The organism is Pseudomonas sp. GW822-FHT04C11 (assembly GCF_058800905.1).
In genome coordinates, this window is record NZ_JBXAMS010000019.1 from 60,121 (window position 1) to 71,758 (window position 11,638).

The 11,638-nt window shown below is 56.8% G+C and carries 10 protein-coding genes; 7 read left to right on the plus strand and 3 right to left on the minus strand.

The window, feature by feature from the left end; all coding sequences use genetic code 11:
- Window positions 1-6: 6 nt before the first annotated feature.
- Window positions 7-717 carry a FadR/GntR family transcriptional regulator gene (locus tag AC1RJ3_RS25250; RefSeq protein WP_347927275.1) on the minus strand — a complete coding sequence of 237 codons (711 nt, stop codon included), beginning with the start codon at window positions 715-717 and terminating at the stop codon, window positions 7-9.
- Window positions 718-1,268: 551 nt separating this feature from the next.
- Between AC1RJ3_RS25250 and AC1RJ3_RS25255 the strand changes: the two genes are divergently transcribed.
- The 3 genes from AC1RJ3_RS25255 (at window position 1,269) to AC1RJ3_RS25265 (ending at window position 5,101) form a co-directional block, all read left to right on the plus strand.
- The gene (locus AC1RJ3_RS25255) at window positions 1,269-2,621 is read left to right on the plus strand and encodes an MFS transporter (RefSeq protein WP_054598078.1); all 1,353 of its coding nucleotides are present in this window, start codon (window positions 1,269-1,271) and stop codon (window positions 2,619-2,621) included.
- Between the two features lie 44 nt (window positions 2,622-2,665).
- The gene (gene gudD, locus AC1RJ3_RS25260) at window positions 2,666-4,015 is read left to right on the plus strand and encodes a glucarate dehydratase (RefSeq protein WP_493081142.1); all 1,350 of its coding nucleotides are present in this window, start codon (window positions 2,666-2,668) and stop codon (window positions 4,013-4,015) included.
- Between the two features lie 231 nt (window positions 4,016-4,246).
- The gene (locus AC1RJ3_RS25265; protein ID WP_493081144.1) at window positions 4,247-5,101 is read left to right on the plus strand and encodes a glycosyltransferase; all 855 of its coding nucleotides are present in this window, start codon (window positions 4,247-4,249) and stop codon (window positions 5,099-5,101) included.
- A gap of 621 nt (window positions 5,102-5,722) precedes the next feature.
- Here AC1RJ3_RS25265 and thpR read toward each other — a convergent pair.
- The gene (gene thpR / locus AC1RJ3_RS25270; RefSeq protein WP_493081146.1) at window positions 5,723-6,268 is read right to left on the minus strand and encodes an RNA 2',3'-cyclic phosphodiesterase; all 546 of its coding nucleotides are present in this window, start codon (window positions 6,266-6,268) and stop codon (window positions 5,723-5,725) included.
- 34 nt (window positions 6,269-6,302) lie between these two features.
- Complete coding sequence (locus AC1RJ3_RS25275) at window positions 6,303-7,874, minus strand: L,D-transpeptidase family protein (RefSeq protein ID WP_493081228.1); 1,572 nt, start codon at window positions 7,872-7,874, stop codon at window positions 6,303-6,305.
- Window positions 7,875-8,018: 144 nt separating this feature from the next.
- On the opposite strand from AC1RJ3_RS25275, the gene AC1RJ3_RS25280 reads away from it, so the two are divergent.
- From AC1RJ3_RS25280 to AC1RJ3_RS25295, 4 genes are all read left to right on the plus strand, one after another.
- Window positions 8,019-8,732 carry a murein L,D-transpeptidase catalytic domain family protein gene (locus tag AC1RJ3_RS25280; RefSeq protein ID WP_493081148.1) on the plus strand — a complete coding sequence of 238 codons (714 nt, stop codon included), beginning with the start codon at window positions 8,019-8,021 and terminating at the stop codon, window positions 8,730-8,732.
- A 368-nt stretch (window positions 8,733-9,100) separates the two neighbouring features.
- A complete protein-coding gene (locus AC1RJ3_RS25285) occupies window positions 9,101-10,297 on the plus strand; it encodes a hypothetical protein (RefSeq protein ID WP_493081150.1) in 1,197 nt (398 codons plus the stop codon).
- Complete coding sequence (locus tag AC1RJ3_RS25290) at window positions 10,203-10,892, plus strand: adenylyl-sulfate kinase (protein ID WP_493081152.1); 690 nt, start codon at window positions 10,203-10,205, stop codon at window positions 10,890-10,892. Before AC1RJ3_RS25285 ends, AC1RJ3_RS25290 begins: the two co-directional genes overlap by 95 nt.
- Window positions 10,889-11,638 carry a class I SAM-dependent methyltransferase gene (locus tag AC1RJ3_RS25295; protein WP_347927283.1) on the plus strand — a complete coding sequence of 250 codons (750 nt, stop codon included), beginning with the start codon at window positions 10,889-10,891 and terminating at the stop codon, window positions 11,636-11,638. Before AC1RJ3_RS25290 ends, AC1RJ3_RS25295 begins: the two co-directional genes overlap by 4 nt.

Below are 11,638 nucleotides of genomic sequence, written 5' to 3' on the forward strand. Positions count from 1 at the left end.
GCCGCGTCATTCAACCGCCATACGTTCCAGGCTGTTGCTCAAATGCAGCAGCATGGCCGCTCTGGCCGCATCAGGGTCCTGTCGGCGAATCGCATTGAAGATCGCTTCGTGCTCCAGATTGGCGGATTGACCCAGCTTCATCAGGTCGGTGTCACCCCGCTCCTGCGCGTTGATCCGCGTGCGCGGTATGACCGAGTTACCGAGGTGATAGATGATGTCAGTGAAGTACGTATTCCCGGTAGCTTCGGCAATCAACCGGTGAAAACGCATGTCGGGCTCAACGCTGCTGTCGTTATTGGCCAACGAGTTCTGGTAGTCGTCCAGCGCCTGGCGCATCCGGACAAGCTGATCGTCGGTTCGGCGTTTCGCCGCCAGGGCCGCGGCTTGCGTCTCCAGCCCCAGGCGAAGCTCGAGAATCCCCCGCACGCTGATGGCGGTGTCGCTGCTCAGGCGAAAACCCTGATGCGCGTCACGCTCCAGGGCGAACGTTCCCACGCCATGCCGGGTTTCAACCAGACCGGACGCCTGCAACTTGGAAATGGCCTCTCGAACCACGGTGCGACTGACGCCGTGCTCCCGAACAATCGTCGATTCGGAAGGCAGTTTTTCACCCGGTGCGATCTGCCCAAGCAGGATGCGTTGAGTCAGCTCGGCAACAATGTCGTGCGCCAGGCCTGGCGCACGCTTGCGGCCTGAACCGCTGGATTGGTTTTGCATGTGGTCCGACCCGTTCAAAGGAGGCTTCAGAATACTACCGTCATTACACAATCCGTAGCAGCTGGCGAAGCCTGCGTTCGGCTCGGTCCGCGTTCGGGCGCAGCAGTCGTAAATCCTGCATCCACGGTTAACCTGAAAAAACGCGGTGTCTGATTTTACGACCGCTGCGCGGCCGAACGCCGGCTTCGCCAGCTGCTACAGGGGATGTGTGACGGCTTAGGTTAGCGGTATTCGCCCTGGTGCTGATTTTGCGCTTCAACATATCAGACAACATAGCTGTTTCAGTGGTTTTATTCGACTATCTCGTTTGCATAGCGAGCGAAATGCTTATCTTGGAAACTGAATCCCCGAGTCAAAATCGAGCCTTAACCGCCTAAAACACCTCAATTTCATCCATTTAAATCTTACAAACCAATTTTTTATAGCCATTTGGTCGCAAGGCTCGTATTGCGACTCAAAAATCTCACTTGTATGATGACTGGCAACTTAAGTCGCAAAACAACGCTGCAGCACCACACCCGCATAACAATAATCAGTGGGAGTCATGAACCGTGAGCAACTCAAGCGCTGCACCTGCCGTCTCGCCGGACAATCCTGTCCTGGCGCGCGCCATTTCGAAAGTGAAGAGCCATGTGCTCCCGCTCTTCGTCATCATGTTCATCGTCAATTACATCGACCGCGTCAACATCGGTTTCGTCCGCACCCACATGGAACATGACCTTGGCATCGGTGCCGCGGCTTACGGGCTCGGTGCCGGTTTGTTCTTCATTGGTTATGCGCTGTTCGAAGTGCCCTCCAACATACTGCTGCAAAAAGTCGGGGCGCGTTTCTGGCTGACCCGGATCATGTTCACCTGGGGCATTACCGCAACGTTGATGGCCTTCATCCAGAACGAAACCCACTTCTACATCTTGCGATTTCTGCTGGGTGTGGCCGAAGCCGGTTTCTTCCCGGGCGTCATCTACTACTTCACTCGCTGGTTGCCCGGCGTCGAGCGCGGTAAAGCCATCGCGATCTTCCTCAGCGGCTCGGCATTCGCCTCGCTGATCTCCGGTCCGCTGTCCGGCATGCTGCTGCAAATCAACGGTCTGGGCATGCATGGCTGGCAATGGATGTACATCATCGAAGGCATGGCGTCGGTGTTCCTGTGCTTCTTTGTCTGGTTCTGGCTGGACTCCAAACCGCATGACGCCAAGTGGCTGAGCCGCGAAGAGCAAGATGCTCTGGTGGGCGAAATCGATCGCGAACAACGTGAGCGCGACGCCGCCCACACGGTCAAGCCGACCTTGGGCAAGTTGCTCAAGGACCGTCAGATCATGCTGTTTTGCGCGCTGTACTTCTGCATTCAGCTGACGATCTACGCCGCGACCTTCTGGCTGCCCAGCATCATCAAGAAGATGGGCGACCTCAGCGACATTCAGGTGGGTTTCTACAACTCGATTCCCTGGCTGATTTCGATTGTCGCCATGTATGCCTTCGCTGCACTGTCGGGCAAGTTCAAGTTCCAGCAGGCCTGGGTTGCGGCTGCGCTATTGATCGCCGCCGCGGGCATGTTCCTGTCGACCACAGGCGGGCCGATCTTTGCGTTTATCGCCATCTGCTTTGCGGCGATCGGTTTCAAGTCAGCCTCATCGCTGTTCTGGCCGATTCCCCAGGGCTACCTCGATGCCCGGATCGCTGCCGCAGTCATCGCCCTGATCAACTCCATCGGCAACCTCGGCGGCTTCGTCGCCCCCACCACCTTCGGCTTTCTTGAGCAAACCACCGGCTCCATTCAGGGCGGGCTGTATGGCCTGGCGGGCACCTCGATCATTGCTGCGCTGCTGGTGTTTTTCGCCAAGACCAAACCCACGGTAACGGACACAGCCAACACGGACATTCACCAGCCCGTGCTCGGTAAATAGCACTGATCGGCGCTTGGCTCGAACTGACAAGACAGGAATTGAACATGAACACTGAACACCTGCACCACACCGGCAAAGCCCCGCTGATCACCAGCCTCCAGGTCATCCCGGTTGCCGGCCATGACAGCATGCTGATGAACCTCAGCGGCGCCCACGGCCCGTTCTTCACCCGCAACATCGTCATTCTCAAGGACAGCGCCGGCAACGTCGGCGTCGGTGAAGTCCCCGGTGGCGAGCGCATTCGTGAAACGCTGGAAGACGCCCGCAGCCTGGTGGTCGGGCAACCGATCGGCAACTACCAAAGCATCCTCAACGCCATGCGCAGTGCGTTCGCTGCCCGCGATTCGGCCGGCCGTGGCCAGCAAACTTTTGACTTGCGCATCACCATCCATGCGGTGACCGCCATGGAGGCGGCCCTGCTGGATTTGCTCGGTCAGTTCCTCGAAGTCCCGGTGGCGGCCTTGCTCGGTGAAGGCCAGCAACGCGATGCGGTGAAGATGCTCGGTTATCTGTTCTACATTGGCGACCGTCACCAGACCGATCTGGCGTACCGCAGCGAACCCGACGCGGATGACTGGTTCCGCTTGCGCCACGAACAGGCGATGACGCCTGAAGCCATCGTGCGCCTGGCCGAAGCAGCCAAGGCCAAATACGGCTTCAACGACTTCAAGCTCAAAGGCGGTGTGCTGCGCGGCGATGAAGAAATTGAAGCTGTTACTGCTTTGGCCGAGCGCTTCCCGGATGCGCGCATCACCCTCGACCCGAATGGCGCATGGTCGCTTAAAGAAGCCATCCGTTTGTGCCGCGATCAGCATCACGTTCTCGCTTACGCCGAAGACCCATGCGGCGCAGAAAACGGTTACTCGGGCCGTGAAGTCATGGCTGAATTCCGCCGCGCCACAGGTTTGAAAACCGCGACCAACATGATCGCCACCGACTGGCGCGAAATGGGCCATGCCATCCAGTTGCAATCGGTAGACATTCCATTGGCCGATCCGCACTTCTGGACCATGCAAGGCTCGGTACGCGTGGCGCAGATGTGCCATGAGTGGGGGTTGACCTGGGGTTCTCACTCCAACAACCACTTCGACATTTCACTGGCGATGTTCACCCAGGTCGCGGCGGCTGCACCCGGCGATATCACCGCAATCGACACCCACTGGATCTGGCAGGACGGGCAACGCCTGACCCAGGAGCCACTGCAAATTGTCGACGGTCACATCAAGGTTCCAGCCAGGCCCGGCCTGGGCGTCGACATCGACATGGACGCGGTCGCCAAGGCTCACGAACTCTACAAAGGCATGGGCCTCGGTGCGCGCGACGACAGCGTGGCGATGCAGTTCATGATTCCGGGCTGGAAGTTCGATAACAAAAAGCCCTGCCTGGTGCGCTGAGCTTCGGCGGCTACGCAACGTGATGCCTTGAAACAAGCGAGGACAGGTTCATTGCCCTGTCCTCGCCTTCTCGCGAATAGATCTATCCCCTCCGCTCCCCCGCCTCCGCGTTTATCGGATCAGAAACAACCCTGTCAAAAAATTTATCCCGCCGAGAACAGGCCGAAAGATTGACCTCTCTAGGATGAGCGCACGCCTGAAGTTCAGGCAGCATTCGAGGCTAAATAACCTATGACGCGCCCACTTTCGACCAAGGCCAACTACAGCATCGTGTTGGTCAACTACAAATCGCTTGAACTGACCAGGACCTGCCTGGAACTGCTGCGCGAGCATGTGCAAGCAGCTGGCGTGCCGGTATTTGTGGTGGACAACTATTCGAACGATGCGAGCAGCGAATACCTGCGCACGCTCGACTGGATCAACCTGATCGAACGCAAAAGCAATGGCCCTGAAGCCGGGAGTTTTGCTCATGGCCGGGCCCTGGATCTTGCCCTGGAGCAGGTTGAAACCGAGTACCTGTTTTTGTTGCACACCGACACGTTCATTTACGACCCGGCCGTGTTCAGCCTGATGCTCAGCCTGTGCGCTGGCCCGCAGGAAGTGGCGGCGGTCGGCTGCCTGGAACAGCTAAACCGAGGTGTGGCCCGAACAGCCTGGCGCCTGACATCGCGGTTTTTCAAGCACTACACCCGGCGCAGCTTGCTGGCCCTGGGATTGAATGCTCGGGCACCGAAACCGTTCAGGGAAGTTCACTTGAAAAGCTTCTGCACCCTGTGGAACGTGCGCCTGGTTAAACAACACGGCCTGCACTTTCAAATGGATGGGCGCAATCCCGGTTACGAACTGCAAGATCGAATGGCGGCGCTGAACTACAAGATCAGCTTCATTTCGCCACGCACGATATTCCGTTATCTGGACCACATTCAAAGCGGGACGGTGTCAGCGATGGGCGGTTATGCGAATAGCCACCGCAGGGTCAAGGTGTACAACCAATTGACCGGACAACGAGCATTCAAGGCTGATGCATTACAGACAAATGGCTACGTGGGATCGTTCAAGCAAGCGCGCGCTCCCGCTATTGTTTGATGCCTGCTTCCAAAAGATCGTCCGAACGCGGCCCGAACCTTCGGCAGCTACGGATATCAATATCAACCGCCCACAATGAAGCGGCTCGCCGTCACCACTCAACAGGCCGAGCGTTAGCTCGCCTGCCGCTGTTGATCTTGATCCACCCGCCCCTATCGGGAGGCCGAGCGCAGGTGTTCATCAGGGGGTGGGCGCGCAGCGCCGTACGGCGCAGCCGGACACATCGAGAGGAGGTCGTCGCGCAGCAGACCGTAGGCGATGCCCCCTGATGAATACCGGAGTGAGGGAACGCCGAGCCTAGGCGAGGTGCCGTACGCTTGGGGCGAGCGTTTTTTTGCTTACTTTTTTTAGGCGCTTGTAAAAAAAGTGAGTCGCCGTCAGGCGAAACCCTAAGTGGCCGTTACCGCAGGAATGGATATGTACACCAGCGGGAGATTGGTCGGCTGTCAGGCCGCCATCGCGGGCAAGCCCGGCTCCCACAGTAGATTGGTGTACATCCGCAAGAGATAGGTCGGCTACCAGGCCGCCTTCGCGAGCAAGCTCGTCTCCTACAGTTTTGATTGGTGTACATCTGAAAGAGATTGGCCGGCTACCAGGCCGCCAAGGTCAAGAGATCGCAGCCTACGACACCAGAGGCCATTCAGCCAGCGCCCGATAGCGGCCTTTATGCGACTCGAACAACGCAAAATGCCCAGCACTCAAATGAAAGTCCGGGGGTGTTTCAGACTCCGGAACAGGCTCTCGAAAGTCACGCATCAAGGTCAAATGAGGACGATATTCCCGAGGCGCATCGGCAAACCCAAGCGGCAGCATCGCCTGCTGCAAGGCATACACCAGCTGACGCAACGGCAACGACGTCTGCGTTGGCGCGAGTAACAAAACACCGGCACGACGCCAGGCATCCAACTGGTCGAGAGAGACCGTCAAGCGCTCGCCCGGCGTTCTGACTTGCGCGGCAGCCGCGCAGATATCCGGAATCTGCGTCACCGCCACAGCCCCCAGAAACATCAGCGTCAGATGAAAATTTTCCGCTGGCACCGGACGTCCGCTAGTAAGCCGCAGAGCGCTTCGCCATTGGGCGATCGCTCGACGTTGTGCCGTGGCGCAGGGCAGCGCGAAAAACAATCGCTTGAACGGTTCGCCCTGCTCACGCGGTCCATTGTTCATGCCTTGTACCTCCCGACTGGAGTGCGAGTAACGCTCAGGACTTGCCGCCGAGCGCGGCCGACAATGCGGCATCCCGCCCATAAATATCCGGGGCATACAGCAACTGGCCTTGCCGGTCGGCTTGCACGGTCCAGTAACTGAGCAGGATCGGCACCGGCGTAGCCAGCCTGAATTCGTGGGTTAGCCCCGTCGCCAGCAACTCATTGGTCCGCTGACGCTCAGCCGGACTCAACAACAGATCGCGCAACTGCATTGCCTGCTCGACCCGCACACAGCCTGAACTGAACGCCCGCGGCGCCTTTTGGAAAAGCGCCTGGCTGGGGGTGTCGTGCAGGTACACGGCGAACGGATTGGGGAAGCGGATCGCCATTTGCCCCAGCGGATTCTTCGGCCCCGCGTCCTGGCGCAGGAGGATGTTGCCGGGGTTATCCCAATCGATCTCGTCCACCGCCAACGGATGGCCGTCACTGTCCAGTACCTGCAGGTTCTGTTTACCGAGGAACGCCTGATCCCGGCGAATTTCCGGCAGCTTGTCTTCACGCATGATGGTCGGTGGCACGGTCCAGGTCGGGTTCAGGGTCAGGCGCGTAACCGACGACTTCAGCAGCGGGGTCTGCCGCTCGGCACGCCCCACCTGAGTGCGCGTCTGCCAGACCGGCGTACCGCCCTGATAGACGGTCAACGTCGCTGCGGCCACATTGACCAGCAGACCATTGGGTTCCAGATCCTGCGCCAGCCAGCGAAAACGTTCGAGGTTGATCCGCAACTGCTCGCGCCGCAGCGCCGGGCTGACGTTCAGCTCGGTCAAGGTGCCCTCCCCCAGCACGCCATCCGCTTGCAGCGAATGGCTCAGCTGGAAGCTTTTCAGCGCGCTCACCAGCTCCTTGTTGTAGACCGTGCCGACACCCGCGGAAACGTTGGCCAGATAGCCTTCGCTGAAGAGTCGCTTCGCCAGTTCAGGTACTCGCGCATCCTGTGCGCCGGGTTGCAACAAGGGCCCACTGGCGAGCACCTGCCAATGGGGCAACGGCTGCTGACGCTGTCGGGCATAAACACGGCGCAAGCTCTGGTATTGCTCAAGGCTTGGACGCGCCAGTTGAAAAGCCGTTGCCATGTCTTGCAGACCCGGCCCGGCGATGGCCAGCACCTCGGCGGGTCGGTCGTACGGCAATGCCTGTGCATGCCACAACGGCTCGAAACGCGATTGCCGCAAGCGGCCGTAACGCAGGTCCTGCAGGGCTTGAAGATAACGCTGACTGATGCCGATATCGGCACACACTGCATCCCCTTCGGCAGCACCCGTGGGCAGGCTGTAGCGCTTCGGGTCCAGTCCGTCATCGGCCAACTGCTGCACCTGTGCCTGCAAGGCCGACAAGCGTCCGTTGGCCGTCCAGATCAGGACATAGTCCTGCTGCTGATAAAAAGCCTGCAACAGCGTTTGCGCCGACGCACTCAGGTGCGCGGCCAGGCGCGGGCAATCGACCGGCAATTGAGTGAGCGCCAGTTTCAATGGGCTGTCGTGATCAGCCAGCTCGTTCTGGGCAGTCGCGACCAATGGCGCAGCGAGCAGGAAAAGGCTCAAGTAACATGCGTGCTTTTTGATCAACTGCTTCACTCCACTCCATGACCGTCAAGTAGACGGTCAACCTCTGCAGCAGGTGCGGCAAGCACCAAGGCCAGCGTATGCACAGGCCTGCCGAGGGAACGACAGGAGGTCGGGAGCCAACAATAACAACAGGACTCTCTGCGCATGCTGACCTTTTTACGCCGACACTGTCTGGCAGCTATGACACTGGGCGCAATGTGCAGTTCGGCATTCGCCGCCGACACCCACAATCAAACGTTATATAACAGCCTCGCGCACGCCGCTCCGGAACTCAATCCCCAAGCACTGCAAAGTGCCCTGAACGCCATGCAATGCGCCGTCAACAGTGGCGCGAAGCAGGCCGAGCGCCTGGCCGTGATCGACTATTCGCAACCGTCCACGGCTCGTCGTCTTTGGATCTTCGATTTGCGCGAAAAGTCCCTGGTGCTGCGCGACCTGGTCGCCCATGGGCAAAAATCCGGGGAAAATTTCGCCACGCAATTCTCCAATCGCGTCGGCAGCTATCAGTCCAGTCTGGGCCTGTTTCGCACCCAGGAAAGCTATCAGGGCAGCCACGGCTACTCGCTGCGCATGGACGGTCTGGAACCGGGCTTCAATGACCGCGCACGTGATCGCGACATCGTGATTCACGCGGCCGACTACGTGAATCCCTTATGGAGTGAACGCCAGGGACGTATCGGTCGCAGCCAGGGTTGCCCGGCAGTGCGCCCGCAAGTGGCGCGCCAGGTGATCGATAAACTCAAGGACGGCCAGTTCATGTTTTCCTGGTATCCCGACCAGCACTGGCTGAAAGCCTCGGCCTACCTCAACTGTCGACCACATCTGGGGACCGACATCCTCACCGCGAATGGCAACTGACGTGTCCGGAGAGAAGGTTGGTGTTGTTGTGGTCAAGCATCACCAAAATTAACGACTACCGATGTAAAGCCCGCTTGATCACTGCCGATAAGCTTACTGTCCTGCGCCATATCATGCTCGCTCGAAATGATGGCAATCCGCCAATCGCGTGGTATATTGGAGAATCCTTCGCATTTACAGATCAAGTTCTGTTGTTAATTTTCCAAGAAAATCCGATACGATTTTAGTTTGATTTGCATCACGACAAGGGTGTACACGCGCTGAAGGAGAAGCGCCAGGGTTAGACCGAAAAGCTTCTCCGCTTTCGTGCATTTACATGGTCTAAATCTGGTTTTACCTAGGGAAGTATTGAAGGTGCATCTTTTATCATGAAAACCGTTTACTTGATCAGCAACGTCAATAATGGCGGAAAAACATACCTTGAATACTTGCTGCCAGCGCTAAATGCTCTTCGCGACAAGTACAACTGCATAGTACTCCAGACCAATACTGTCGGTATCAGCAAGCACGAAGCAGAACAGATCCTCAACAGTCCGGTTGAGGAGGTGGAACTGACGTTTATCGCAATGCTTAGATCGCAAACAGTCATCTCAAATGACGCCTCGATTGGGCGACTGCTGGACGAGTCAAATTTTGGCATTTTTATTGCGCATGGCAATGTCGGCATGCCCATCGACGACAAATACTATTGCTCCGATTGGACATCACATTGGGACGCGATTGTTTCTTCATCCCGATCGCTTTTTGACCTGATTAAAGCAGGTCTACAGCTTTACAGGCATGACAGGCACGCGCTGCGTAAAGTGTTTGAAGGAAGATCATTGCGCTCGGACCTTCGAAAAACAAGTGCAATATCTACACTGCCAGTCAAAATCCCCGAGCCTTTCAGGTTTCCCCCTGACTATCTGCGAACAGCCGATGAGTATGTCGTAGGTCTTCTGCCGACCCAAAAAGGAATATGCCCGAGCGGTGCTACTCTATATGAAAATATGGAGACCATTATCAACTCGGTCAAGTCCACTATTCCTCATGCGACATTTATTTTACGCCCGTACATGACTGACGTTGAAGCGCCGTATGTAAAAGAGTTGTGTGGACTGCTTTCTCAGTACCAATGGATCTCAATTGATGAATCCAAAGAAAGCAGTAAAGAATTCTACCAACGCTGTGACACCCTCATTACCGACGCCTCAAGCGGTGGTGTTTCCTTTATGCTGAACACCTGCAGACTGCCAATCTATTATGTTCCGGCAGCCAGCGAGAGCAACCCTATCGTCAAGGCCTGGCTGAAACAAATGAGTGGTTTGCTGCCAATAGCCAATAGTGGCGACCGCCTTAAAGAAATAGCCATTGAAATCGAATCGCTTACACCTGATGAACATTTTCTCAGGTATCAGAAATTCCATGAAGAAGAATACAGCGACCTGCATCACCCGAATGAAGTTTTTCAAGACCTGGTTCAGAAACAGCATGAGTCTGATTTCCGCTACTGTTCGATCGATTCTTTTGGAGAAATCGACAAGAACGAAATCAGCCATCAAGAAAGCATCCTGCAACCATCATGAGTCTCTGCTGATTAACACTTCTAAACTGAAAACAAGCCAGGTCGATATGACAGATGATTGCACCGGGCGGGTAGTATGGATTACAGGTCTTTCGGGTGCTGGCAAATCAACCTTGGCCCATGAGTTCGTTGCCGAACTGCGAAGCCGTGGCCAGTCGGTTGTCATGTTAGATGGCGATGAATTGCGCGACGTATTTGGCGTTACAGTTGCTAACTCACAAAACCATGGACGCGAGGGGCGATTGGCGTTGGCAATGCAATACGCCCACCTGTGCAAAGTGATTGCCGCGCAGGGGCTCACGGTGGTGATTGCAACGATTTCGCTGTTCCGCGAAGTTCATGCCTGGAACCGTACCCACCTGCCTGGTTATTTCGAGGTTTACTTGAAGGTGCCGGTGGAGGAACTCCGCCGCCGGGACCCCAAGGATATATATCGCCGGTTTTATGCGGGCGAGTTGCAGAATGTCGCGGGGCTCGATGTATCGATTGATGAACCGACAGCGGCAGACTGGGTGGTTGAGTTCGAACCTGACCGTCCCCTGCAAACATTGACAGATGATTTACTACATCGATTTTATAAAAGGAAGTTGGTATGAAAACCGAATGGGATTACACCGCGCTGGCTGATGCTTATTTGAAACGTCCTGACTACGCTGACGCCGCGATCGATGCGATGCTCTCGATTGCAGGTGCCGAGAAAGGCGACAAGTTCTGCGATGTCGGAGCAGGCGTCGCACACCTGACCATGATGCTGGCTGCGCGTGGTCTGGATGTTGTTGCGGTGGAACCTAATGATGCGATGCGCGCGAATGGCATCAAGCGTACCGCAGACCTGGCCAACGTAAGCTGGCATGAAGGGACGGGCGAAGTCACAGGACAAACGTCGCACGCTTTCGACATGGTCACCTTTGGCAGTTCCTTCAATGTCTGCGACCGCCAGCAGGCACTCAAGGAAACCGCGCGCATTCTCAAGCCTCGAGGCTGGTTCGCCTGCATGTGGAATCATCGTCATCTTGATGATCCGATCCAGGCCCGCATCGAAGCCATCATTAAAGAACGGGTACAGGGTTATGGCTACGGTACTCGTCGTGAAGATCAAACTGCCGTGATCGATGCCAGTGCGCTTTTCGGCCCTGTTGTTCATCTTGATGCGCGTGTCATTCACGAGCAAAGCATTGAAGAGTGTCTGGAGGCCTGGCGTTCGCACGCGACGCTGGAGCGCCAAGCCGGTGCGAATTTCCATGAGGTGATCAGCGCAATCGATGACTATCTGAAAAGCCTTCAGACGTCCTCGATCCAGATTCCGTACTCGACCAATATCTGGGTTGCTCAGTTGAGATAA